Annotated in this window: 20 protein-coding genes; 8 read left to right on the forward strand and 12 right to left on the reverse strand. The window is 70.7% G+C overall.

What is annotated here, in order from left to right; genetic code table 11:
* Nucleotides 1–42 precede the first annotated feature (42 nt).
* The 6 genes from QNO14_RS02865 to QNO14_RS02890 form a co-directional block, all read right to left on the reverse strand.
* Nucleotides 43–846, reverse strand: a complete 804-nt coding sequence (locus tag QNO14_RS02865) for an HpcH/HpaI aldolase family protein (protein WP_257506685.1) — start codon at nt 844–846, stop codon at nt 43–45.
* A complete protein-coding gene (locus tag QNO14_RS02870) occupies nt 831–1,616 on the reverse strand; it encodes a fumarylacetoacetate hydrolase family protein (RefSeq protein ID WP_257494718.1) in 786 nt (261 codons plus the stop codon). Before QNO14_RS02870 ends, QNO14_RS02865 begins: the two co-directional genes overlap by 16 nt.
* A 72-nt stretch (nt 1,617–1,688) precedes the next feature.
* A complete protein-coding gene (hpaD, locus tag QNO14_RS02875) occupies nt 1,689–2,825 on the reverse strand; it encodes a 3,4-dihydroxyphenylacetate 2,3-dioxygenase (protein WP_257506686.1) in 1,137 nt (378 codons plus the stop codon).
* A 33-nt stretch (nt 2,826–2,858) separates the two neighbouring features.
* Nucleotides 2,859–4,376, reverse strand: a complete 1,518-nt coding sequence (hpaE, locus tag QNO14_RS02880) for a 5-carboxymethyl-2-hydroxymuconate semialdehyde dehydrogenase (protein ID WP_257506687.1) — start codon at nt 4,374–4,376, stop codon at nt 2,859–2,861.
* Between the two features lie 23 nt (nt 4,377–4,399).
* Nucleotides 4,400–5,083: a GntR family transcriptional regulator gene (locus QNO14_RS02885; protein WP_257494714.1), complete on the reverse strand. Its 684-nt coding sequence runs from the start codon at nt 5,081–5,083 to the stop codon at nt 4,400–4,402.
* Nucleotides 5,080–6,564: a fumarylacetoacetate hydrolase family protein gene (locus QNO14_RS02890; RefSeq protein WP_257506688.1), complete on the reverse strand. Its 1,485-nt coding sequence runs from the start codon at nt 6,562–6,564 to the stop codon at nt 5,080–5,082. Before QNO14_RS02890 ends, QNO14_RS02885 begins: the two co-directional genes overlap by 4 nt.
* A gap of 102 nt (nt 6,565–6,666) precedes the next feature.
* Between QNO14_RS02890 and QNO14_RS02895 the strand changes: the two genes are divergently transcribed.
* Nucleotides 6,667–8,055 (forward strand): MFS transporter, encoded by a 1,389-nt coding sequence (locus QNO14_RS02895; RefSeq protein ID WP_257506689.1) that lies wholly within the window; start codon nt 6,667–6,669, stop codon nt 8,053–8,055.
* Nucleotides 8,056–8,069: 14 nt separating this feature from the next.
* Entirely contained in the window at nt 8,070–9,941 is a 1,872-nt protein-coding gene (locus QNO14_RS02900) for an FAD-binding monooxygenase (protein WP_257506690.1), read from the forward strand.
* A gap of 117 nt (nt 9,942–10,058) precedes the next feature.
* On the opposite strand, the gene QNO14_RS02905 is transcribed toward QNO14_RS02900, so the two are convergent.
* Nucleotides 10,059–11,708 carry a thiamine pyrophosphate-binding protein gene (locus QNO14_RS02905; RefSeq protein ID WP_257506691.1) on the reverse strand — a complete coding sequence of 550 codons (1,650 nt, stop codon included), beginning with the start codon at nt 11,706–11,708 and terminating at the stop codon, nt 10,059–10,061.
* Nucleotides 11,709–11,935: 227 nt separating this feature from the next.
* On the opposite strand from QNO14_RS02905, the gene QNO14_RS02910 reads away from it, so the two are divergent.
* Together QNO14_RS02910 and QNO14_RS02915 are read left to right on the forward strand one after the other, a co-directional pair.
* Nucleotides 11,936–13,408: an NAD-dependent succinate-semialdehyde dehydrogenase gene (locus QNO14_RS02910; protein WP_257506692.1), complete on the forward strand. Its 1,473-nt coding sequence runs from the start codon at nt 11,936–11,938 to the stop codon at nt 13,406–13,408.
* Nucleotides 13,409–13,459: 51 nt separating this feature from the next.
* Nucleotides 13,460–14,542 (forward strand): winged helix DNA-binding domain-containing protein, encoded by a 1,083-nt coding sequence (locus tag QNO14_RS02915; protein ID WP_257506693.1) that lies wholly within the window; start codon nt 13,460–13,462, stop codon nt 14,540–14,542.
* Nucleotides 14,543–14,557: 15 nt separating this feature from the next.
* On the opposite strand, the gene QNO14_RS02920 is transcribed toward QNO14_RS02915, so the two are convergent.
* On the reverse strand, nt 14,558–16,000 hold the full coding sequence (locus tag QNO14_RS02920; protein WP_257506694.1) for a helix-turn-helix transcriptional regulator: 1,443 nt from the start codon (nt 15,998–16,000) through the stop codon (nt 14,558–14,560).
* Nucleotides 16,001–16,104: 104 nt separating this feature from the next.
* Between QNO14_RS02920 and QNO14_RS02925 the strand changes: the two genes are divergently transcribed.
* A complete protein-coding gene (locus QNO14_RS02925) occupies nt 16,105–17,994 on the forward strand; it encodes a phosphoenolpyruvate carboxykinase (GTP) (RefSeq protein WP_257494706.1) in 1,890 nt (629 codons plus the stop codon).
* 24 nt (nt 17,995–18,018) lie between these two features.
* Here the strand turns inward: QNO14_RS02925 and QNO14_RS02930 are convergent, their stop codons facing one another.
* Together QNO14_RS02930 and QNO14_RS02935 are read right to left on the reverse strand one after the other, a co-directional pair.
* Nucleotides 18,019–19,926 carry an ABC transporter ATP-binding protein gene (locus QNO14_RS02930; RefSeq protein ID WP_257506695.1) on the reverse strand — a complete coding sequence of 636 codons (1,908 nt, stop codon included), beginning with the start codon at nt 19,924–19,926 and terminating at the stop codon, nt 18,019–18,021.
* A gap of 26 nt (nt 19,927–19,952) precedes the next feature.
* Nucleotides 19,953–20,168: an AsnC family protein gene (locus QNO14_RS02935; protein WP_257494704.1), complete on the reverse strand. Its 216-nt coding sequence runs from the start codon at nt 20,166–20,168 to the stop codon at nt 19,953–19,955.
* Between the two features lie 113 nt (nt 20,169–20,281).
* Here QNO14_RS02935 and QNO14_RS02940 point away from each other — a divergent pair, with 113 nt between their 5' ends.
* Genes QNO14_RS02940 through QNO14_RS02950 form a run of 3 tightly spaced genes read left to right on the forward strand, consistent with a single transcriptional unit; the run spans nt 20,282 to nt 22,952 of the window.
* On the forward strand, nt 20,282–21,223 hold the full coding sequence (locus QNO14_RS02940; protein ID WP_257506696.1) for an ABC transporter ATP-binding protein: 942 nt from the start codon (nt 20,282–20,284) through the stop codon (nt 21,221–21,223).
* Nucleotides 21,220–22,101 carry an ABC transporter permease gene (locus QNO14_RS02945; protein WP_257494702.1) on the forward strand — a complete coding sequence of 294 codons (882 nt, stop codon included), beginning with the start codon at nt 21,220–21,222 and terminating at the stop codon, nt 22,099–22,101. Before QNO14_RS02940 ends, QNO14_RS02945 begins: the two co-directional genes overlap by 4 nt.
* 41 nt (nt 22,102–22,142) lie before the next feature.
* On the forward strand, nt 22,143–22,952 hold the full coding sequence (locus QNO14_RS02950) for an ABC transporter permease (RefSeq protein WP_257506735.1): 810 nt from the start codon (nt 22,143–22,145) through the stop codon (nt 22,950–22,952).
* A 75-nt stretch (nt 22,953–23,027) separates the two neighbouring features.
* On the opposite strand, the gene QNO14_RS02955 is transcribed toward QNO14_RS02950, so the two are convergent.
* Both QNO14_RS02955 and QNO14_RS02960 read right to left on the reverse strand, forming a co-directional pair.
* Nucleotides 23,028–24,473: an MFS transporter gene (locus QNO14_RS02955; protein ID WP_257494701.1), complete on the reverse strand. Its 1,446-nt coding sequence runs from the start codon at nt 24,471–24,473 to the stop codon at nt 23,028–23,030.
* A 187-nt stretch (nt 24,474–24,660) separates the two neighbouring features.
* On the reverse strand, nt 24,661–25,014 hold the full coding sequence (locus QNO14_RS02960) for a Fe-S protein (RefSeq protein WP_257506697.1): 354 nt from the start codon (nt 25,012–25,014) through the stop codon (nt 24,661–24,663).
* Between the last annotated feature and the right edge of the window lie 14 nt (nt 25,015–25,028).

Here is a 25,028-nt window from a genome sequence, read left to right on the forward strand (position 1 = left end):
TCGGGTGCGGGTGAGCTCTCATCGAACTCTCATCTAGCGCGGTCAGTACGACACGCGGGGGGCGTCGCCGACACCGTGCACCCAGCGCGCGCTGAGCGCTTCCGATCCCCGAGCGAGAAGCGCGACGTCCGCGTCGACCACCACGAACGACGCGCCGGCCTCGAGGTGACGCGCGGCCACGGCGGGGTCGAAGGCGTTCACGCCGACGGGCTTGCCCGCCGCGCGCGCGGCCTCGAAGGTGCGCTGGATCGCCGCCATGACCTCGGGATGCGACTGCTGACCCAGAAGCCCCATGGAGGCCGCCAGATCCGCCGGGCCGACGAAGACGCCGTCCACCCCGTCCACCGCCGCGATCTCGTCGGCCGCCTCGACGCCGGCCACCGTCTCGACCTGGACCAGCAGCGACACGTGCTCGTCCGCGTCACGCAGATAGTCCTCCACGCGGTTCCATCGGGCCGAGCGCGCCAGCGCCGCCCCGACCCCGCGGACTCCGCGCGGCGGATAGCGGACCGCGGCGACGACCGCCCGTGCCTCTTCTGCACTCGAGACCATCGGCACGAGCAGATTCTGCGCGCCGAGGTCCAGCACCTGCTTGATCGTGATGGCATCGCCGCTCGGCACGCGCACCACCGGCGTGATCGGGTATGCCGCCACGGCCTGCAGCTGAGTGAGCACCGATCCGAGCCCGTTGGGCGAGTGCTCCATGTCGATGAGCAGCCAGTCGAGCCCTGACCCGGCGCAGATCTCCGCCACCACCGGCGACCCCGAGCTCACCCACATCCCGGCGAGAGGGCGGGATGCCGCAGCGAGATCGTCGCGGAAGGTCGGTGTCAGACGAAGCGGCATGTGATGACTCCCATCGGTCCGTAGTCGCACCGCACGGTGTCGCCGCGGGCGACCCACACGGGGCGGGTGAAAGAGCCCGCCAGGATGATCTCGCCGGCCTCGAGTCGCGCGCCGTGCTGGTGCAGCTTGTTCGCCAGCCAGGCCACGCCCGTCGCCGGGTGGCCGAGCACGCCCGCGGCCACGCCGGTCTCCTCGATCTCGCCGTTGCGCGAGAGCACACCCGGCACCCAGCGCAGGTCGACCTCGTCCGGCCGCTTGCGGATGCTGCCGAGCACCATGGCGCCGTAGGCCGCGTTGTCGGCGATGGTGTCGACGATCGTGCGGCCCTCGAGCTCGATGTGCGAGTTCAGGATCTCCAGAGCCGGGACGGCGTAGTCGATGGCGCGCAGGGCATCCTCGAGCGTGCAGTCGGGGCCCTCGAGCGGCTCTTCGAGCGCGAACGCCAGCTCGACCTCCACCCGCACGTTCGAGAAGAGGTCGATGGGTATCTCCGCGCCGTCGGCATAGACGGTGTCGTCGAACATGACCCCGTAGTCGGGCTCCGATATCCCGGTGGCCTGCTGCATCGCCTTCGAGGTCAGCCCGATCTTGCGCCCCACCAGCCGCCGGCCGGCAGCGAGATTCCTGTCGCGCCACACGCCCTGGATCGCGTACGAGTCCTCCACCGTCGCCTGCGGGTGGCGCGCGGTGATGCGGGGGACCACGCCGTGGGTGCGATCGGCCTCGGCCAGCTCGGTGGCGATCGCGGCGACGGTGTCGGGGTCCAGCATCGGGGTCTCCTTCGGTGTCCTCAGCGTAGGGGTGCGCGGCGTTTCGTCTCGCTGCGCTCGCTCAACGACCGGTCACAGCTGGTGACCCAGCTTGTGCTCGCCGTCGGCGGGCCGGGTGTACGAGAAGCCGTCGGCGCCGATCGTCACGGCCATCTCGCTGGTGTCGGTGCGTGCTGTCAACGGCTGCGGATTGCCGTCGAGGTCGAGCACGAGGGATGCCTCGGTGTACCAGGACGGCACGACGGGGTTCCCCCACCAGTCGCGGCGCTGGTTGTCGTGCACGTCCCACGTCACGACGGGGTTGTCGGGATCCCCGGTGTAGTAGTCCTGCGTGTAGATCTCCACGCGGTGTCCATCGGGGTCGCGCAGGTAGAGATAGAAGGCGTTCGACACGCCGTGACGGCCCGGGCCGCGCTCGATGGCATCCGACCGGCGGAGGGCTCCGAGCTTGTCGCAGATCGCCAGGATGTTGTGCTTCTCGTGCGTCGAGAACGCCACGTGGTGCATGCGGGGGCCGTCGCCGCCGGTCATGGCGGTGTCGTGGACGGTGGGCTTGCGTCGCATCCAGGCGGCGTAGACGGTGCCCTCGTCGTCCTGGATGTCCTCGGTGACCCGGAAGCCCAGATCCTGCATGAACTTCACCGCCCGCGGCACGTCAGGGGTGACCTGGTTGAAATGGTCGAGGCGCACCAGCGACCCCGGCGAGTAGAGGTCGTAGCGCCAGGCGAGACGCTCGACGTGCTCCACGTCGTGGAAGAACTCGTACGGGAATCCGAGGGGGTCTTCGACCCGGACGGAGTCGCCGATGCCCTTCGTCCACCCCTCCGCACGGCGCTCGACGCGGCATCCGAGCTCGGTGTAGAAGGCGACGGCCCGGTCGAGGTCCTCGGGGGAGCGGACGCGATAGGAGAACGCGGCGACCGCCGCGACCGGACCCTGGCGCAGCACGAGGTTGTGGTGGATGAACTCCTCCATCGAGCGGAGGTAGACGGTGTTCTCGTCCTCTTCGGTGACGACGAGGTCCAGCACGTCGACGTAGAACCGTCGCGAGGCGGCGAGGTCGGTGACCACGAGCTCCATGTACGCGCACCGCAGGATGTCCGGCGCCGGCGAGGAGGGTGTGGGGATGGGGTCGTCGGTGTGGATCGGCGCCTCCTGCGAGACGAAGAATCCGGACGAGGTGAGGGTCATGTCGTCGCGGTGGGTCATGTCAGCGTCCTCGCAGTCATGGTCGGGGGGTGTTCAGCGCTTGCCGAAGGTGGGGTTGTGCACCTCGCCGAGGGTGATGTGCACCGCCTGCTGGTGGGTGTAGAAGTCGATCGAGCGGTAGCCGCCCTCGTGCCCGAGGCCCGAGGCCTTCACCCCGCCGAAGGGCGTGCGCAGGTCCCGCACGTTGTTGGAGTTGAGCCACACCATGCCGGCGTCGACGGCCTGCGAGAAGTTGTGTGCGCGCGTGAGGTCGTTGGTCCACACATACGCGGCGAGCCCGTACCGGGTGTCGTTGGCCAGGGTCAGCGCCTCCGCATCGGTCTCGAACGGGGTGATCGTCACGACCGGGCCGAAGATCTCCTCCTGGAAGATGCGGGCATCGGGTCGGACGTCGGCGAACACCGTCGGTGCGACGAAGTTGCCGAACTCGAACCCTTCCGCCCGCCCGCCGCCGGCGACCAGGCGCCCCTCGGTCTTGCCGAGCTCGACGTAGCCCATGACCTTGTCGAAGTGCTCGGGATGCACGAGAGCGCCGACCTCGGTGTCGGGGTCGTGGGGGTAGCCGACGGTCACCCGGGAAGCCTGGGCGGCGTAGCGCTCCACGAACTCGTCGTAGACGGCGCGCTCCACGAGGATGCGGCTGCCGGCCGTGCAGCGCTCGCCGTTGAGGGAGAAGACGCCGAAGATGGTGGCATCCACCGCCGCCTCGAGGTCGGCGTCGGCGAAGACGATAGCCGGCGACTTGCCGCCGAGCTCCATCGACAGGCCCTTGAGATACGGTGCCGCGTTGGCGAAGATCAGCTGCCCGGTGCGGCTCTCGCCGGTGAACGAGATGAGCGGGACGTCCGGATGCTTCACGAGCGCGTCCCCGGCATCCTCTCCCAGGCCGTTGACGAGGTTGAAGACCCCCTGCGGGAGCCCGGCCTCCTCGAAGATCCCCGCCCACAGCGACGCCGACAGCGGGGTGAACTCGGCGGGCTTGAGCACGACGGTGTTGCCGGTGGCCAGGGCCGGCCCGAGCTTCCACGACTCCAGCATGAACGGGGTGTTCCAGGGCGTGATGAGCCCGGCGACCCCGATCGGCTTGCGGTTGACGTAGTTGATCTGGCGACCGGGCACCTTGAAGGTGTCGTCGGACTGCGCCACGATCAGGTCGGCGAAGAAGCGGAAGTTCTCGGCGGCACGCCGGGCCTGGCCGAGCGCCTGGGTGATCGGCAGGCCGGAGTCGAAGGACTCGAGCTCTGCCAGCCGCCGGTCGCGCGACTCCACGAGGTCGGCGATGCGGTGCAGGATGCGGGAGCGCTCGCGCGGGAGCATGCGCGGCCAGGGGCCGTCGGTGAAGGCGCGCCGCGCGGCGGCGACGGCGAGATCGATGTCGGCCTTCTTGCCCGCCGCGGCCGGCGCGTACGTCTCGTTCGAGACCGGCTCGAGCACGTCGAACGTGTCGCCGTCCACGGAATCGACGAAAGCGCCGTCGATGTAGTGCCGGATGCGATCGGGGAGGTCCGCCGGAACATGGCGGCGGTCACGCGCCGGAGTGCTGTCGGTCATGTCGGTTCCTCCAGGGGGAGCGGTCAGAAGGCCGGAAGGCCGAGGGCCTCGTCGGGATGCTCGTGGATCATGTAGGCGTCGAGCGTGGCGGAGCGGTGACGGCGCGCGGCCTTCTCGATCTCGCCCAGCGGGGCGCCGCGCTCGATGAGCACGAGGATGTTCTCGTGCTCGCGCACCGACTCCTGGGCGCGACCGGGCACGAAGCTGAAGGTCGAGTCCCGCAGGTGCCCGAGCCGCCCCCACTCGGTGGTGACGAGCTCGAGCATGCGGGGGTTGGCGCACTTGGCGTACAGCAGCGCGTGGAACTCCTGGTTCAGTGCCGTGAACGCGCGGGGGTCGAAGTCATCGAGCCGCTCGATCATGCGCGCGTTGACGTCGCGGGCGGCGCGGATGTCGTCGGCGGTCAAACGGCGGGCCGCCAGCGCGGTGGCCGCACCCTCGAGGATGCTCAGCGCCTGCATGCTGGCGCGGTACTGCGAGTCGTCGACCATCGACACGTGCGCTCCGACGTTGCGCTCGAAGGTCACCAGCCCCTCGGCTTCCAGCTGACGGATCGCCTCGCGCACCGGCACGACGCTCATGTTCAGCTCTCCGGCGATGGTGCCCAGCACCAGCCGGTAGCCCGGCGTGAACTCCTGGCTCGCGATGCGGGCCTTCAGCCACTGGTACGCCTGCTGCGACTTGCTGAAGCCGTTCGCCGCGCTCATGCGTCCGCCCGCTCGGCGTCGTAACGGGCCCGCCACTGCGCGTTCATGGGGAAGAGTCCCTGCACGGGGTGGCCGGCGGCCACCTGGGCGGCCACCCAGGCGTCCTCGTCCTCCTGCGCGAGGGCGGCGGCGGCGACCTCCGCGGCAAGGGCGGGCGGGATCACGATCACACCGTCGGCGTCGCCCACGATGATGTCGCCCGGCTGCACGGCGGTGCCGCCGCAGGCGACCGCCACGTCGGTCTCCCACGGCACGTGGCGCCGGCCGAGCACAGCCGGGTGCGCGCCGACGGTGTACACCGGGATGCCGACGGCGGTCACGGCATCCGCATCACGCACGCCGCCGTCGGTGACGATGCCGGCGGCCCCGCGGGCCTGGGCGCGGAGGGCGAGGATGTCGCCGAGCGTGCCGGAGCCGGCTTCGCCCCGGGCCTCGATGACGATGACCTCGCCGGTCTCGACCGCGTCGAAGGCGCGCTTCTGCGCGTTGTAGCCGCCGCCGTGCTCGGCGAAGAGGTCTTCGCGGCCGGGCAGGAACCGCAGCGTCCGGGCGGTGCCGACGAGCTTGCGGTCGGGATGCAGCGGACGGACGCCGTCGACCGTCACGTTGTTCAGCCCGCGCTTGCGCAGCTGCTGCGAGAGCGCGGCGACCGGCACCCGCTCGAGCGTGGCGCGAAGCTGCGGGTCAAGGCCCCGCGGCGCCAGGCCTGCGGTCTCTCGCGATCCCCAGGCCTCCTCGCGTTGCGTGTCGTCGACCGACGGCAGCGAACCCAGCGACGGGTCGAACGGCGCGCCGGTACCTGCCACCACGGTCGTCGTGAGGCGGCCCGACGTGACGCCGGTGTCGGGGGAGTCGACCTCGACTTCGACGACGTCGCCCGGCGCGACGACGGAGGAGCCGGCGGGCGTGCCCGTGAGGATGACGTCGCCGGGCTCGAGCGTGAAGTGCTGCGACAGGTCGGCGACGAACTGCGCGAGGGGGAAGAGCAGGTCGGCCGTCGTGCCCTCCTGCCGCAGCTCGCCGTTGACCCACGCGCGCACCCGCAGGCCCGTGGGGTCGACGGTGCGCGCGTCCATGAGACGGGGACCGAGCGGTGTGAAGCCGTCGCCGCCCTTCGAGCGCACGTTGGAGCCTTTGTCGTTGGCGCGCAGGTCGTAGAGCCCCAGGTCGTCGGCGGCCGTCACCCAGCCCACGTGGGACCAGGCGCGGGCGAGCGGCACGCGGCGGGCCGTGGTGCCGATCACGAGCGCGATCTCGCCTTCGAAGGCCAGCAGCTCCGTGCCCGCGGGGCGCTCCACCGTGCCGCCGGACGCGGCGACCGAGCTCGAGGGCTTCAGGAAGTACGACGGCGCCGAGGGGGTGCGCCCCCGCTGGGCTGCCCGCGAGGCGTAGGACAGATGGACGGCGATGATCTTGCCGGGGCGCTGGGGGAGAGCGCCGAAGCCTTCGTCGGCCGGTGCCTGGTCGGAATCAGGGGTCATGAGCTCCCTCGCTCTTGCGTCGTATCTGAAATCGTATATGATCATCCCGCACGCGGCAACCACGGTCGCGCCCCAGACAGCGACGTCACATGGGAGTCAACGATGAGCACACGCCAGCCCGCCGCCCCGGAGGGATTCACCCCCACGGGCACCATCGCCACCAGCGCGGACCGCCGACGCGTCGTCTTCGCGACCGTGGTGGGAACCACCGTCGAGTGGTACGACTTCTTCATCTACGCCACGGCCGTCGGTCTTGTCTTCGGCCAGCTCTTCTTCGCGCCGCTCGGCGCCAACAGCGCGCTCATCGCCTTCGCGACGGTGGGTGTCAGCTTCCTCTTCCGTCCGCTCGGCGCCTTCCTCGCGGGGCACTTCGGTGACAAGTACGGCCGCAAGGTGGTGCTCATGTGGACGCTCATCCTCATGGGCGTCGCCACCGCTCTCATTGGCGTGCTGCCCGACTATGAGGCGATCGGCATCCTGGCGCCCATCCTGCTCGTCGTGCTGCGGATCCTGCAGGGTGTCTCGGCCGGCGGCGAGTGGGGCGGCGCGGTGCTCATGGCAGTGGAGCACGCGCCCAAGAAGCGCCGCGGCATGTTCGGGGCGTCGCCGCAGATCGGCGTTCCGCTCGGGCTGCTGCTGGCCTCGGGCGTGATGGCGCTCATGGCCATGATCGCGCCGGGCGATGCGTTCCTCGAGTGGGGGTGGCGCGTGCCGTTCCTCCTCAGCGTCGTGCTCATCCTCATCGGCTGGTACGTCCGCCGCCGCGTCGAGGAGAGCCCCGTGTTCGCGGAGCTCAACGCGCGCAAGGAGAAGGCGCAGATGCCGGTCGTGCAGCTGTTCCGCAAGCACGCGCTGCTCGTCGTGATCGCCGCGCTGGTGTTCGCCGGCAACAACGCCGTGGGGTACATGACCACCGGCGGCTACATCCAGGGCTACGCGACGAATCCCGACGGTCCCCTCGGCCTCGAGCGCGGCCCGGTGCTGTGGGCCGTCACCGGCTCGGCCGTCACCTGGCTGCTGTCGACCCTCGCCGCCGGCTGGTTCGCCGACCGGATCGGGCGCCGGACGACGTACCTCATCGGCTGGGGGCTGCAGCTGGTGGGCGTCTTCCTTCTCTTCCCGCTCGTCAACACCGGGGACGTCGGGCTGCTCTTCCTGGGCCTGGCGATCCTGACCCTGGGGTTGGGCTTCACGTATGGACCGCAGGCGGCGCTCTACACCGAGCTCTTCCCGGCATCCATCCGCTTCTCCGGGGTCTCGATCTCCTATGCGATCGGCGCGATCCTCGGCGGCGCCTTCGCCCCCACGATCGCCACGGCGCTCGTGCAGGCGACCGGGTCCACCCAGTCGGTGACCTGGTACCTCGCCGGCATGACGGTGATCGGCCTCATCGCGACGCTGCTCCTGCGTGACCGGTCCGGCATCCCGCTCGGGCCAGACCACGAGGACGAGCAGTCGGTCAGCCCGATCTACGGTATGTCGAAGGTCTGAGGGGACCGGCGCCGATGCAGTTCCACCACCACGGCTACGTCTCCACCGACCCGCGCGTGCAGCCCGCGGCGGGCACCGGCATCGACCGCCCCGCCGAGCTTCCCGACGAGGTGGACGTGCTCATCGTCGGCTCCGGACCCGCCGGCATGCTGCTGGCCGCCCAGCTGGCGCAGTATCCGAGCGTGACCACCCGACTCGTCGAGCGCCGCACCGGGCGCCTCGCGATCGGCCAGGCCGACGGCATCCAGGCGCGCAGTGTCGAGACCTTCCAGGCCTTCGGGTTCGCCGAGCGCATCACGGCCGAGGCCTACCGCATCAGCGAGATGAACTTCTGGGCGCCGGACACCGCCGACCGCTCGCGCATCGTGCGCACCGCCCGCGCCGACGACGACCCCCACGGCATCAGCGAGTTCCCGCACCTCATCGTCAACCAGGCGCGGGTGCTCGACTACTTCGCCGAGGTCGCGGCGACGTCGCCGGCGCGCATCACCCCCGACTACGGCTGGGAGTTCGTCTCGCTCGAGGTCGGGGAGGGGGAGTACCCGGTGACGGTGACGCTGCTGCGCCCCGAAGGCCCCGACGCGGGAAAGGAGCGCACGGTGCGCGCGAAGTACGTCGTCGGCTGCGACGGCGCGCGCAGCAGGGTGCGCCAGGCCATCGGGCGCACGCACATCGGGGATCAGTCCCGGCACGCGTGGGGGGTCATGGACGTCCTGGCCGTCACCGACTTCCCCGACATCCGCATCAAGTGCGCGATCCAGTCCCCGCACGGCAGCATCCTGCACATCCCCCGCGAGGGCGGGCATCTCTTCCGCATGTACGTCGACCTCGGGGAGGTGCCCGAGGATGACAACGGGCGCATCCGCACGACCCCGCTGGAGACGATCATCGCGAAGGCCAACGACATCCTGGGCCAGTACACCCTCGACGTCAAAGACGTCGCCTGGTGGTCGGTGTACGAGGTGGGGCATCGGGTCACCGACAAGTTCGACGACGTCGAGCCGGGTGGGGAGCGGGCGCCCCACGTCTTCATCTGCGGAGACGCCTGCCACACCCACAGCGCCAAGGCCGGCCAGGGGATGAACGTGTCGATGCAGGACGGATTCAACCTCGGCTGGAAGCTCGGGTCGGTGCTCACCGGCCGCGCGCCCGAAGCGCTGCTGGCGACCTACTCCGCCGAGCGGCAGGAGATCGCGCAGAACCTCATCGACTTCGACAAGGAGTGGTCGAGCCTCATGGCCAGAAAGCCCGAGGAGTTCGACAGCCCCGAGGAGCTCGCCGAGTTCTACACGGCCACGGCGGAGTTCCCCGCCGGGTTCATGACCCAGTACCCGCCGTCGATGATCGTGGGCGAGGCGACCCACCAGCAGCGGGCGACGGGCTTCCCTGTCGGCAAGCGCTTCACCTCCGCGCCGGTGGTGCGCATCGGCGACGCGGTGCCGGCCCACCTCGGCCACCACGCACGTGCCGACGGTCGGTGGCGCATCTACGCCTTCGCCGACCGCGACGCCTCCGCGCTCGCGGCGTGGGCGGACTGGCTGGCGACGGCATCCGACTCGCCCGTCGTGCGCTTCACGCCGGCCGGCGCCGACCTCGACGCCGTGTTCGACGTGAAGGCCGTCTACCAGCAGGACCACTCCGAGGTCGAGATGGCGGACATCCCGGCGGTCTTCCTGCCACGCGTCGGGCCCTTCGGACTGATCGACTACGAGAAGATCTACGCCGCCCGCAGCGACGACGACATCTTCGAGCGGCGCGGCATCGACCGCGACGGCGCCGTCGTCGTGGTGCGCCCCGACCAGTACGTCGCGCACGTCCTGCCACTGAGCGACCGCGAGAAGCTGGCGGACTTCTTCGCGCAGCATATGCTGCCCGCCCGCCCCTGACCCCCGCCGCCGGGCGCCCGGGGCTGCTCCGGTGTCGCTTCCGCACGGTGCGGGCCCGCGGGACCCACCTCTCGCGACACCGGAGCAGCGCGCGACGCGCCACGCGGGGATGCGGGGTCAGGAGTTCACACGGATGATCTCCTGCTGGTACGGCGCGATGACCGAGGACGAGATGCGCAGGTCGAGCAGCAGGTAGGGCCGGTCGGATGCCGGCAGGGCCGCCCACTCCGCCAGCGCCGCCAGGTCGGCGAGCTCGCGTACGACCACGCCGCGGGCGCCGACGGCCGAAGCGAGGCCGGCGAAATCCACATCGGGGATCATCATCGGGCCGCGGGCGACGCCTTTCAGCCCGTAGAGGTTCACCTCGGCGCCGTACGCGCCGTCGTTCCACACCACCGCGAGCCCGCGCCCGCCGGCGACCCGCACCGCCGACTCGAGGTCGGCCAGCGCCATCAGCCCACCGCCGTCCCCGGTGGTGAGCACGACGGTCGACGTCGGCCGCGCGAGCGCCGCGCCCGGAACGCTCGGGAACCCCAGGCCGATGGACTGGAAGGCCGTGCCGATCATCATCATGCGGTCAGGCGACGCGACCGGCCAGTACATGTTGGCCCAGCCGATGAAGTGACCGCCGTCCGAGACCACGATGCGGTCCTCGGGCAGCAGCTCGCCGATGGCAGCGGCCACCGCGCGGGGGTCGAGGCGCCCGTCAGCCGCGAACTCCTCGCCGGGCTCCTGAGCGCGGAGCGCCGCGATGTCCAGGCTCTCGCGCCAGCCCGAGGGGGCGGCGCCCAGCTGTGCCACGGCCGTGGCGAGGGCGTCGGCCACGACGGCGGCGTCGCCGCGGATGAAGCCGCCGACGTGCGGGTGGGTCGCCGCCGGGGCGGTGTCGACCTGCACGACGCGGGTGCCCGGGGCGAACAGGTCGCCGAAGCGCATCGTGAACTGGTTGAGCGACGCCCCGAAGACCACCGCGACGTCGGCGTCGCGCACGAGCTGCATCGCGCCCTCGGCACCGAATCCGCCGGTGACCCCGAGGTCGTACTCCGGGCGCGGAAAGACGCCGCGCCCGAGCGCGGTCGTCGCCGTCACCGCGCCGGTGGCGTCGGCGAGGCGGCCGAGCGCCGCTCCGGCCCCGGACACCCACGCGCCGCGGCCTGCCACGAGGAGCGGGCGGCGGGCCCCGGCCAGCGCGCGGGCGAGGTCGTCCACGGCTGCGCGGGCGAAGGGTCCGGGCTGCAGGGGCGCGGGCAGTACGGGTTCCACGGCGGCGGGGATGGGGCCCGCCTCGCGGGTGGCCACGTCATACGGGATCGCCAGCACCGTCGGCACCCGGTAAGTCAGCGCGTGCTCGATGGCGATGACCGTGGTCGCTGCGGCATCCGTCCGCCCCACGGTGTAGGTGCGGGCGCCGACCGCCGCCGCCAGGGCGATCTGGTCGACGTCCCAGGGGCGTGGGCCCGAAGTGGGCTCGTCGCCCACCACGAGCACCAGCGGCACGTGCGCCTGCACGGCTTCGGCCAGCGCCGTGAGGGTGTTGGTGAACCCGGCCCCGTAGGTCGCGGTGGCTGCCGCCAGGCGCCCGCACGCCCGGTGATAGGCGTCGGCGGCGACGACGGCGCCGGCTTCGTGCCGCACGGCGGTGAAGGTCGCCGAGGTGTCGCGCTCGATGGCATCGAGGAACCAGGCGTTGCCGTTTCCCATGAGGCCGAAGACGTGGTCGATGTGCGTGGCGAGGGTGGCGGCGACGTGCGCGGAAACGGAGGGCATGGGCGTTCTCCAGAAGACAGGGACGGTGAATGGATGCCGTATGTGTCTGGCTCGCCCGCCCGGCGGCCGCCTTCGGTCCTGGGCGTGGGGGTGGCTGCGTGCCCCTTTTTCGGGCACCGACGGCGTGGAGGGCCGCCGGACGATACCGAGTATAAGGGTCATCGGCGCGGCATCGTATACGATCATCGGGACGCCTCTCTGCGGCATCCGATGACGAAGGAGTCCCTATGACTGACGAGCGTGAGACCGACCTGCTGGCAACGGTCCCGGACGGCCTGTTCATCGGCGGCGAGTGGCGCGCGGCGTCCGGCGGCGAGACGCTCGACGTCGTCGACCCCGCCACCGGCGACGTCGTGAAGACCATCGCCAGCGCCTCGGTCGCCGACGGCGTGGCCGCCCTGGATGCTGCCGACGCCGCCTTCCCGGCGTGGGCGGCGACGCCCGCCCGCGAGCGCGCGGAGATCCTCCGGCGCGCCTTCGACCTGCTGCAGGAGCGCAAGGAGGACTTCGCGCTGCTGATGACCCTCGAGATGGGAAAGCCGCTCGCCGAGGCGCGCGGTGAGGTCGCCTACGGCGGCGAGTTCCTGCGCTGGTTCAGCGAGGAGGCGGTGCGCGCGAACGGACGATACGGCGCGAACCCCGAGGGCACCGGTCGCATGATCGTGACGCAGCACCCGGTGGGGCCGTGCTTCCTCATCACGCCGTGGAACTTTCCCCTCGCCATGGCGACCCGCAAGATCGCCCCCGCGCTCGCCGCGGGCTGCACCGTGGTCGTCAAGCCCGCCGCCCTCACTCCGCTGACGACCCTCGCCTTCGCGAAGCTGCTGGAGGACGCGGGCCTTCCTGCCGGCGTCGTCAACGTCGTCACGACGCGATCGTCGGGGCCGCTGTCGGACGCGATCATCGCCGACCCGCGTCTGCGCAAGCTCTCGTTCACGGGGTCCACCCCGGTGGGCGTCTCGCTGCTGGAGAAGGCGGCGAAGGGGGTGCTCCGCACGTCGATGGAGCTGGGTGGCAACGCCCCGTTCATCGTGTTCGACGACGCCGACCTCGACAAGGCCGTCGAGGGGGCCATTGCGGCGAAGTTCCGCAACATCGGCCAGGCCTGCACCGCGGCCAACCGCTTCATCGTGCACCGCGCCGTCGTCGAGGAGTTCGCGCGGCGCGTCACCGAGCGCGTCGAGTCGTTCCGCGTGGGCCGCGGCACCGAGGAGGGGGTCATCATCGGCCCGCTCATCGACGACAAGGCGGTCGCGAAGACGGGCGAGCTGGTCAAGGACGCCGTCGGTCGGGGCGCGACCCTGCGCGCCGGCGGCGAGCCCATCGACCGGCCGGGCTCGTTCTTCGCCGCGACCGTGCTCAGCGACGTGCCGGCCGGAAGCGAGATCCTCCGCGAGGAGATCTTCGGCCCGGTGCTGGCGATCGTCCCCTTCGACGACGAGGACGACGCCGTGCGCATCGCCAACGACACCGAGTACGGCCTCGTGTCCTACGTCTACACCGAGAGCCTCAGCCGCGGGCAGCGGATGATCGAGCGCCTGCAGACGGGGATGATGGGGCTCAACGTCGGCGTGGTCTCGAACGCGGCGGCGCCCTTCGGCGGCTGGAAGATGTCGGGCCTCGGGCGCGAGGGCGGCGCCGAAGGCATCCACGAGTACCTGCAGACGAAGTACACGCTCACCGCGAACCCGTTCGCCTGACGCGGGGGCTGCCGTGGGCACGGCGTCGGCGGCATCCCCCATGATGGGGCCATGGATGCCGCCGCCCTCCGCCGCGAGCGCCTGCGTTCCCACCGACTGAGCGCGCCGGCGGCCAGCGTCGCCGATGTGGCATCCCACATGCTCGCCGTGCAGGCCCAGGAGTTCTGGGGAGGCCGGTGGGCGCTGGCCGCCCGCACCCGCGGCGCACCGGGCCTGAGCGATGTGGATGCCGCCTTCGCCTGCGGCGAGATCGTGCGCTCGTGGACGATGCGCGGCACGATCCACATCGTGCCCGCGCGGGACCTCGGCTGGGTGCTGGCGGTCACCGGCCCACGTCAGCGCCAGCAGGCGGCTGGGGTACACCGGTCCGAGGGCATCGACGACGCCGAGGCGCTGCGGGCGGAGCGTGCCGTCCGCGCGGCGCTCGGCGGCGGCGGACGGCTTACGCGCGCCGAGATCTTCGCCGTGCTCGAAGCGGCGGGAGTGTCGACCGCCGGGCAGCGGGGCTACCACCTGCTCGTCGTGCTCTCGACGCGGCTGGTGATCTGCCAAGGCCCGGTCGTCGCGCGCCAGGGACTGCCGACGCGGGAGCAGCGTTTCGTGCTGGTCGAGGAGTGGGCGCCCGACCAGGCGGCGCCCGAAGACCCGCTGGCGGAGTTCTTCCGTCGGTTCGTCGCCTCGCACGGTCCGGCCGGGCCGCGCGACTTCTCCTGGTGGTCTGGTCTTCCCCTGGGCGTCGCGCGTCAGGCCGCCGATGCCGCAGCCGAGGACGTCGAAGTGGTAGCCGAGCGTGCGGGCGAACGGCTGTACGTCCGCCGCTCCCGTGGCCCGCGGCGTCTGCTGTCAGCGCCCCGCGTCATGGCGCTCCCGCCGTTCGAGGAGTCCTACATCTCCTACGCGGATCGCACCGTGGCCTGCCCTGCCCCGTTGCTCGGAGAGGTCGGGCCGGCCAAGAACGGCATCGTCAAGCCCATCCTCGTCGCCGAGGGGGAGGTCGTGGGGGTGTGGTCGACGTCGGTGGCGGCCGGCCGGCAAGACCGGCTCCCGGTGGCGCGCGTCCTGGTGCCCGATCAGGTGGAGGCATCCGAGGTCGACGCCGCGTTGGCCCGTTTCTCACACTTCCTCGGTCGCTGAGGCGGATGCCGGCGCTCAGCCCTGGGCGTGCCGCTCGAGGAAGTCGTACACCTCGTTGTCGTCGACGCCGGGGAAGGCCCCCCGCGGCAGGGGCGAGAACATCTGCATGTGCACGCGGGCGCTCGGCCAGGCCTTCCCCTCCCAGCGCGAGGCGACGTCGGCGGGCGGGCGGCGGCAGCACGCCTCGTCGGGGCACGATGACGTTGCCCGCTTGGGTGTCTCCCGCCCCCGGAACCACCGGGCGTCGTCGAAGGGGACCCCGACGGTGATCGAGAACTCCCCGTCGGACGTCGTTCCCGTCTGTGTCGAGCACCAGAACGTCCCCGCCGGTGTGTCGGTGTACTGGTAGTGCTCGGTCGTGCGGTTCTGCTCCTCGAACGCCGACCGGGCCAGGAACCGCCGGCACACCACCTGCCCCTCGACGGCACCGGTCACATCCATCGGCAGCGGCAGCCCGTCGTTCTCGTAGACCCGTGAGATGGCGCCGTTGCCGTCCACGCGCAGGAAGTGCAGCGGAATGTCGAGGTGGGCCGTCAGCAGGTTGGTCATCCGCATGCCCGCGGCCTCGTGGGTGACGCCGAACGCGTCGCGGAAATCCTCGACGGCGAGGTTGCGGTCGCGCTTGGCCTGCTGCAGGAATGCGACGGATGCCGCCTGGGGCATGAGGCAGCAGGCGGCGTAGTAGTTGATCTCCAGCCGCTGCTGCAGGAAATCCGCGTAATCGGTGGGCTGGCGGTGACCGAGCAGGCGGTGGGCCATGGCCTGCAGCGCCATCGAGCGCAGGCCGTGACCGCCGGGGATGGATGCCGGCGGGAGGTAGATGCGGCCGTTCTCGAGGTCGGTCACCGAGCGGACAGAGGTCGGCAGATCACCGGCGTAGATGAGCTCGAACCCCAGCTGGGAGGCCATGATGCTGACGGTGCGGTGGGTGAGGGCGCCCGCGACGTGTCCCGCCGCCTTCAGCTGCTTCTCGGCGAGGGCCTCGATCTCGGGCAGGTGGTTGGCCTGCGTGCGCATCGCCAGCCGCAGCTCGGTGTTGGCGCGCCGTGCCTCCTCGGGAGTGGCGATCGCCTCGCGCTCGCGTCGCTGCAGCTCGCGGTGCAGCCCCAGGATGGACTCGAGGGTCTCGTCCGGCGTGCCCTTGGTGACCTTGACCGGCGGGACGCCCAGGCGACGGAAGACCGTGCTCGCCTGCGCGCGCTCGAGTTCGATCTCGAGCGCAGCGCGCCGGTTCGGCGGTTCGGCCGACAGCAGCTCGGCGACCTGGGTGCCGGTGGCGTCGGCGATCGCCTGCAGCAGCGACAGCTTGGGCTCGCGCTTGCCGTTCTCGATGAGGCTCAGCTGGCTGCCGGCCACCCCCACGAGCGCCCCCAGCTCGTCGAGCGTGAATCCGCTCGCAAGGCGGTGGTGGCGGATCCGGTGACCCAGCGTGGTCAGTTCCAGCGAGGAGGCGGCCATTCCTTGATGGTAGCGAAAGAATCGCACTTCTTGCGGCCGCCGACGATGCCAAAAGCACGCGAACCCACGGCACGCTGAAGACGTACCCGCCTCCAAGGAGAGAAATGGCACTCGCAGACATCTTCGCCCGCCCCGCTTCGACCGCGCTGCGACGGGTGCCCACGGCCGTCCCGAACGGCAAGCGCCCCGCGCTCAGCGGCGACGCCGCCGAGGCGCTTTTCGCGTGGGTCGACGAGATCGCCGCGCTGACGCAGCCCGACCGCATCCACTGGGTGGACGGGTCGACCGCCGAGAACGAAGCGCTCCTGCGCGAGATGGTCGACGAGGGGAAGCTCATCAAGCTGAATCCCGAGTGGCGACCGGGCTCCTACCTGGCGCGCTCGCACCCGAGCGACGTCGCGCGCACCGAGGGGCGCACCTTCATCGCCTCGGAGCTCGAGGAAGACGCGGGGCCCACCAACAACTGGGTCGCGCCCGACGAGATCCGCGCCACGATCACCCCGCTGTTCGCCGGGTCCATGCGCGGGCGCACGATGTACGTCGTGCCCTTCTCGATGGGTGCCGTCGGCGGACCGCTGTCGCAGATCGGCGTGCAGGTCACCGACAGCGCCTACGCCGTGGCATCCATCGGCATCATGACCCGGGTGGGCCGGGGCGTCGTCGAGGAGATCGCGGCAGGCAAGCCCTGGGTGAAGACCGTGCATTCCGTCGGTGCGCCGCTGGCCCCGGGCGAGCAGGACGTGGCCTGGCCGTGCAACGACGAGAAGTACATCGTGCACTTCCCCGACACCCTCGAGGTCTGGTCGTACGGATCCGGATACGGCGGCAACGCGATCCTGGCGAAGAAGTGCTTTGCGCTGCGCATCGCCTCGGTGATCGGCCGCAACGAGGGGTGGCTGGCGGAGCACATGCTGCTCATCCGGGTGATCGACCCGAAGGGAAAGGCCTTCCATATCGCCGCGGCCTTCCCCTCGGCGTGCGGCAAGACGAACCTCGCGATGCTGCGCCCCACGATCCCGGGCTACCGGGTCGAGACGCTCGGCGACGACATCACCTGGATCCGCCCCGGCGAGGACGGGCGCCTGTGGGCCATCAATCCCGAGGCCGGGTTCTTCGGCGTCGCCCCGGGCACGGGGGAGTCGACGAACGTCACGGCCGTCGAGACGCTGTGGGGCAACACGATCTTCACCAACGTCGCGCTGCGCCCCGACGGCGACGTCTGGTGGGAGGGGCTCACCGACGACGCCCCCGCGCACCTGACCGACTGGGAGGGCAACCCCTGGACCCCCGACAGCGGCCGGCCGGCGGCTCATCCCAACTCCCGCTTCACGGTCGCCGCGGCCCAGTGCCCGCAGATCGCCGCGGACTGGGACTCGCCCGAGGGCGTGCCGCTGGATGCCATCCTCTTCGGCGGCCGGCGGGCGACGAATGTGCCCCTCGTGCTCGAGGCCACCGACTGGGCCCACGGCGTGTTCCTCGGCTCCAACATCTCGTCCGAGCAGACCGCCGCCGCCGAGGGGACCGTGGGGGAGCTGCGCCGCGACCCGTTCGCGATGCTGCCCTTCTGCGGCTACAACATGGCCGACTACTTCGCGCACTGGCTGAAGGTCGGCCAGCAGGTGCGGTTCGACCGGGCGCCGCGCATCTTCCAGGTCAACTGGTTCCGCAAGGGCGCCGACGGCCGGTTCCTGTGGCCGGGCTTCGGCGACAACGCGCGGGTCATCGACTGGATCGTCCGTCGCATCGAGGGCACCGTGCCCGCCGTCGACAGTGCCATCGGCCGACTCCCGCGCATCGAAGACCTCGACCTCGACGGCGTCGACGTCTCGCCGCGGGACCTCGACGAGCTCTTCGCGATCGATCCCGCGCTGTGGCTGCAGGAGGCGGACCTCACCGAGGAGTTCTACCGCACCTTCGACGGCCGCGTGCCGGCGACCCTGCACGCCGAACTCGCCGCGCTGCGCTATCGGCTGAAGCTCGCCCAGCAGGCCTGAGCCGCCCGGGAGCGCCAGGCCGGGTCACACCAGCAGCTGGTGCTTCGCGAGATCACGGTACAGCGGGGTGGATGCCACGAGCTCGGAGTGCGTGCCCTGACCGACGACCTCGCCGTGGTCGATGACCACGATGTGATCGCTGTCGACGACGGTCGACAGGCGATGGGCGATGACCACGAGCGTGCGGCCGGTCGCGACAGCATCGAACGCCTCGCGCATCCGCTGCTCGTTGAGGCCGTCCAGCGATGACGTGGATTCGTCGAGCAGCAGGATCGGGGGCGCCGCCAGCAGCGCCCGTGCGATCGCGAGGCGCTGGCGCTCGCCGCCGGACAGCATGACACCCGCCTCGCCGACGGGGGCGTCCAGGCCCAGTGGGCTGCGCTCGAGCACCTCGCCCAGGTTGACGTCGCGCAGCACCCGTTCGCACTGCTCGTCTGAGGCGTCGGGGGAGGCGAGCCGCAGGTTCTCGGCGATGGTGCCGGCGAGGGTCGGGGCGTCCTGCTCCACGTAGCCGAGCTGGGAGCGCAGCTCGTCGCGGTGGAGCGTGCGGATGTCGCGGCCGTGCAGCAGGATCGCCCCGCCGGTGGGGTCGTAGAACCGCTCGATGAGCGAAAGCGTCGTGCTCTTGCCGGCGCCGGACGGCCCAACGAGGGCGACGCGGGCGCCCGCGGGCACCGAGAACGACACGCCCCGCAGCACGTCGTCGTCGACCACAGGCTGGTCAGCAACAGCCACGGCGGGCGTCTCGACGTGCGCGTCCGTGAGCGTCTTCATCGCCTCGTTCTCGGCCTTGCGCCGGGCGGCGACGACGGATTCGGGGTACCGGAAACGCACATCGCGGAACTCGATCGCGGGCACGACGCCCGCGGCATCCGCCACCATCGGCTCCGCGGCGACGGCAGCGGCGATCACGGCGTCGTCGTCGCTCTCGGTCGGCAGATCCAGCACCTCCTGGATGCGTCCCAGCGCCCCGAGTGCCTGGTTGACCGAGCTGATCGCGCCGAAGAACGAGCCCAGCGGGCCCACCAGGAAGAAGAGGAACATCACGAACGTGACGAGCTCCGCGATGGAGATGGCGCCGGATGCCACGCGGAACCCGCCCACCCCGAGCACCACCAGCAGCGACACCTGCAGTGCGACGCCGGCGATGGGGACGACCAGCGCCGACGCCTTCGCGACGTTCACTCCGGCGTCGTAGGCGCCGCGCGCCGTCTCGCCGATCGCCGCTTGCTCGCGTTCGGCGGCTCCGGCCGCACGGATCGTGCGGATGGAGCCCACGGCCCGCTCCACGCCGGAGGCGAGCTCGCCCACCTTCTCCTGCTGGGCCTGCGTCGCGGTGCGGATGCGACCGCTGAGGAGGGCGACGACCGTGCCGGAGACGCCGATGACCACGAGGATCAGCAGCAGCAGCACCGGGTCGATGAGCGCCATCGCGATGATCGCGCCGACGAAGATCAGCGCACCGCCGAGGGAGTCCGCCAGCCCCTGCGTCAGTACGGCGTAGAGCAGCGTCGTGTCGGTGCCGACGCGCGAGACGAGGTCGCCGGTGCGGCGGGCGTCGAACTCCCGCACCGGCAGGTGCAGCAGCCGCGCGATCAGCCGCTTGCGGCTCGAGTACACCACCGCGGTGCCGGTGCGCTGCAGCAGGTAGTGCTGCCATCCGCCGATCAGGGAGGATGCCACGACCAGCCCGATCAGCAACCAGACGAGCATGCCGAGCATCTCGCCGGCCTGCACCCGTTCGATCACCTGCCCGACGACGAGCGGCTGGCCGAGGGTCGCGAGCGCCTCGAGGATGCTCAGGATCGCGACGACGACGAGCACGCCCTTGTGTTCGAGGAGGAACGGCAGCAGCTGCTTCAGGCTGGCGCGGGGCCCGTCAGCGGGGGCCTTGCGGCCACGGCGGCTGCGGGGGGAGGTGGGGGAGGACATGGGTGATACCTCGTTCATGCGGGGGGTTACCTTCGACCGTACTTCTTGTGCACGGCCTGTCGGCTCACGCCGAGGGCGCCGGCGATCGCCTGCCAGGAGAAGCCCAGGTTGCGGGCGCGGCGCACCTGCGTCTCCTCCGCGCGGGAGAGCTCCCGACGCACTTCGGCCAGTCGGTGCAGCTCCGCGATGGGCTCCCGCTCGCCGGGCGTGCCCACCAGAGTGCGGATGTCATCTGAGCTCATCGCGCCTCCTTCTCCATGTGTCAACCGTAATTGACGCATGCGCGCGATGTCAATGCAGGTTGACGCGTGTCAGGAGAGAGCCCGGTGTCGGGCGCCGGCGCTACTGTGGTGCGGTGCCAGAACCGGTCATCTCCGCCCACAACCTCGTCAAGGCCTACCGCACGAAGGGCAAGCCGGATTTCCTCGCCGTAGACGATCTGTCGTTCGAGGTCGCGCCGGGGGAGTCCTTCGGCCTGCTCGGACCCAACGGGGCGGGCAAGTCCACGACGATGAAGATGATCGGCGCGGTGTCCACGCGCACCGCCGGCGACCTGCAGATCCTGGGCCTCGATCCCGACCGGTACGGACCCGAGATCCGCTCGCGCCTGGGGGTGGTGCCCCAGCAGGACAACCTCGACGGTGAGCTGAACGCCCGCGAGAACCTCTACATCTACGGCCGCTACTTCGGGCTCCCGGGCAAGGTCTGCGCGCAGAAGGCCGATGAGCTGCTCGCCTTCGCCCAGCTGCAGGACAAGGCCAAGAGCAAGGTCGACCAGCTCTCCGGCGGCATGAAGCGCCGGCTCACCATCGCCCGCGGCCTCATCAACGACCCCCGCATCCTGCTGCTGGACGAGCCGACGACGGGCCTGGACCCGCAGGCCCGTCACGTGCTGTGGGACCGCCTCTTCCGGCTGAAGGAGCGCGGCACCACGCTCGTGCTCACCACGCACTACATGGACGAGGCCGAGCAGCTGTGCGATCGGCTCGTCGTGGTCGACAACGGCCGCATCATGGCCGAGGGGACGCCGGCCTCGCTCATCCGCGAGCATTCCAGCCGCGAGGTGCTGGAGCTTCGCTTCGGTTCCAGCCGCAACGAGCAGGTGGCCGTGCAGCTGCAGGGCATCGGCGAACGCACCGAAGTGCTGCCCGACCGCATCCTCATCTATGCACACGACGGCGAAGAGGCGCTGGAGCGGGTCACAGCCACCGGCCTCGAGCCGCTCACGAGCCTCGTGCGCCGCTCGTCGCTGGAGGACGTGTTCCTGCGCCTCACGGGAAGGTCGCTGATCGAATGAGCGCGGCGGAGGACAGCCGGGCCGGGGCGTCCGCCACAGCGGTGCCCCCGACTCTCGACGAGCTGCGCGACGAGGCGATGGCCTGGGGGCGCAAGCCGCGGCGCTTCGGCGGCTGGTACGTCACCGAGCACATGGTGCGCGCCATGCGCGCCTACGGCTGGACGATCGTCATCGGCGCCCTCGGTCAGCCGGTGCTCTACCTCCTGGGCATGGCGGTGGGGCTCGCCGCCCTCATCGACGCGCCCATCATCGACCGCGGGCAGCAGGTCGACTATCTCGTCTTCGTCGCCCCGGCACTGCTGATGACGGCGGCGATCGCGGTGGCATCCGAGGAGTTCACCTACCCCGTGATGGCGGGCTTCAAATGGCGCCGGTACTTCTTCGGGTTCAGCGCGTCGCCGATCGCCTCAGCGCAGATCGCGGGGGGAGTCGTCGCCGGGGCCGCCGCCCGCATGGTGGTGACGGTCGTGCTGTACTACCTGTTCCTCTGGCTCTTCGGCGCCGTGCCCGACCCGGCGACCGGCTGGCTCTCGATCTTCGCCGGATTGGCCGCCGGGCTCGCCTTCGGCATCCCGGTCATGGCGTACGCCGCCTCCATCGAAGACGACAAGGGCCAGTTCGCGCTCGTGCAGCGCTTCATCTTCATGCCGATGTTCCTCTTCTCGGGGACGTTCTATCCGCTCAGCGAGCTGCCGGGCTGGCTGCAGTGGATCGGCTGGATCTCGCCGCTCTGGCACGCCACCGAGCTCGGCCGCGCGGCGACCTACGGTGACGGCATGCCGCCGATGATCGGGGTGCACATCGCCTACCTGCTCGCGCTGGCGGCGGGGGGCTGGTTCCTCGGCAGGCACTACTTCGAGCGGAGGCTGGCGCGGTGAGCGTGCGCGACACCGGCGGAACCGGAATCACTGCCGGGACGATGGTGGATGTCACGCCGCGCCGCGGCGGCGTGCGGGCCCTGTGGGCGGGCAACCCGTGGGCCGTCGTGCAGCGGGGGCTCCTCGCCGCGCGGTCGTCGAGCTGGATCGTCGTGCTCTCGGGGTTCTTCGAGCCGGTCTTCTACCTCGCCTCGATGGGTATCGGCCTCGGCTCCCTCATCGGTGACGTGCAGACCAGCGGCGGCGTCGACGTGCCCTACGCCGCCTTCATCGCCCCGGCCCTCCTGGCGGTCTCGGCAATGAACGGCGCGGTGTACGACTCCACCTGGAACGTCTTCTTCAAGCTCAACTACGGCAAGCTCTACGAGGGCATGCTGTCGACGTCGCTCGGACCGCTCGATGTGGCGCTGGGGGAGATGCTCTACGCACTTCTGCGCGGACTCCTCTACGCCACCGGGTTCCTCATCATCATGCAGATCCTCGGGCTGAACCTCGCCCCGACGGCGATCCTCGCGATCCCGGCGGTGCTGCTGATCGCGTTCGGCTTCGCCAGCCTCGGCATGGCGGTCACCAGCTACATGAAGACCTTCCAGCACATGGACTGGATCAACTTCGTGCTGCTGCCGATGTTCCTCTTCTCCTCGACGCTGTACCCGATCACGGTGTACCCCGAGGTCGTGCAGTGGATCGTGAAGGCCTTCCCGCTGTGGCATGGTGTCGAGCTGATCCGCGGGTTCACCACCGGGGTCATGAGCCCCGACATGGGATGGCACATCCTCTACTACGTCGTCATGATCGCCGTCGGGCTGGTGTTCACCACCAAGCGGATGCGGGCCCTGTTCCTGGACTGACATCCGATCGCACGCCCGAGACGGCGGATGCCGCGGAGCCTCGGCCCCGCGGCATCCGCCGTGCTGTCGGTCGCGTCAGAGCGACCCGGTGGCTCCGAGGCCGATGTTCGTCTCGTACTCGACGTCCTTGGTCTCCTTCGAGAGAACCAGGGCGATGAAGGTGAGCACCGCGGACCCGGTGAGGTACACGCCCACCAGCCACGGCTGGCCGTCGGCGGCGGCCCACAGTGCCACGGCCACCAGCGGGGCCAGAGCTGCACCCAGGATCGACGACACGTTGTACGAGATCGCCGACCCGGTGTAGCGCACGTTCGTCGGGAAGAGCTCGGGCAGCACCGCACCCATCGGCCCGAACGTCACACCCATGAGCATGAAGCCGAGGATGAGGAAGGCCTGCGTGAGAGCGCCGGTGAACTTCGGGTCGGCGTGCGGCAGCAGGAAGACGTTGAACAGCAGGCCGAACACCGCGATCGCGGCGGTGACCCACAGCAGGAGCTTGCGGCGTCCGATGCTGTCGGCGACGGGCCCCGAGAGCAGCGTGAAGATGCCGAAGAAGACCACGCCGATGATCTGCATGATGACGAAATCGGTGTAACCGAACCCGAGGCCGGGGACGTATGCCGCGGCGTCGAAGGCCTGGCCGGCGTCGAGGGCGGCCTGCTCGGCGGCCTCGAGCCCCGGCTTGGTGCCGTACGACAGGGTGAAGCTCGTCATCAGGTAGAAGAGCACGTAGGTGGCCAGCATGATGAACGTGCCGAGGATGAGCGGACGCCAGTGGCGGCGGACGACCTCGCCCAGCGGGAACTTGTGGATCGCGCCGGTCTTCTCCGCCTTGGCGAAGGTCTCGGACTCGACGAGCTTCAGTCGCACCCACAGTCCCACGATGACCATGACTGCGGAGAACAGGAACGGCACGCGCCAGCCCCACTCCAGGAACTCCGCGGAGCGCTGCGCGGGGCCGTCGGGGTGAGGCAGCGCGAAGTTGATGACCAGGAAGATGCCGTTGGCGATGATGAACCCGATGGGGGCGCCCAACTGCGGGAAGGTGCCGTACCAGGCGCGCTTTCCCTTCGGGGCGTTCTCGGTGGCCACGAGCGCGGCGCCCGACCACTCGCCGCCGAGGGCGAAGCCCTGCGCGAGCCGCATGAGCAGCAGCAGGAGCGCCGCCCACCAGCCGATGTCGTTGTACGTCGGCAGCAGGCCGATGAGGAAGGTGGCGATGCCCATCGTCAGCAGCGACCCGACGAGGGTCGCCTTGCGGCCGAAGCGGTCGCCGAAGTGGCCGAAGATCACCGCGCCGATGGGGCGGGCGACCATCGCGGCACCGAACACCGCGAACGACGACAACAGGGCCGTCGTCTCGTCGCCGGTGGGGAAGAAGAGGATGGGGAAGACCAGGACGGCGGCGGTCGCGTAGACGTAGAAGTCGTAGAACTCGATCGTCGTGCCGACAAGGCTCGCGGTGATGACACGCGAGCGGGGGTTGGCGGGAGCGGTGGATGCCGCGGGTGCTGAGGACATGGAGGAGGAAGCCTGTCGACAAGTGGTGGTCCCGCCCGGGTGGGACGGTCCGGTGGCAGGCGTCCGGAGCGGGGTGGTGCGGCGGGCGTCTCAGCGCTGAATCACCGGGTGTGCGCCCGCGTTGTCGCGGCCGCACGGTGGTCCATCCTAAGCCGCTGCCGGGCGCGCGCCCGGCAGCGGCGCGGGATCAGCGCCAGATGACGGCGATCCCGGCGTTGAGCAGCGTCAGCACGCCGACGGACCAGAACATGGCCGAGGGTACGGCGCCCGTCTTGCGCTGGCGGCCGGTGCCGATGCCCAGGAGCGCGCCGATGACCAGCAGCACGCCGAGCTTGACGCCGAGCTTGACGTAGTTGAGGTCGTACTCGATGCCCCAGGGGGCGGCGAGGGCGAGGCCGGCGACCGCGGCGATGGTCATGCCGATCGTCATGAGCCGCGTGAAGCGGCGACGGCCGCCGAAGGCCTCGACGGCCCAGGCGCCGAAGAGCACGGCGAACCCGGTCAGGTGGATGAAGACGACGACGTGACGCAGGATTTCCATGCCGCCAGTCTAGC

Origin of the sequence: Microbacterium sp. zg-Y625 (assembly GCF_030246925.1) — a bacterium.
Taxonomy (GTDB): Bacteria; Actinomycetota; Actinomycetes; order Actinomycetales; family Microbacteriaceae; genus Microbacterium; species Microbacterium jiangjiandongii.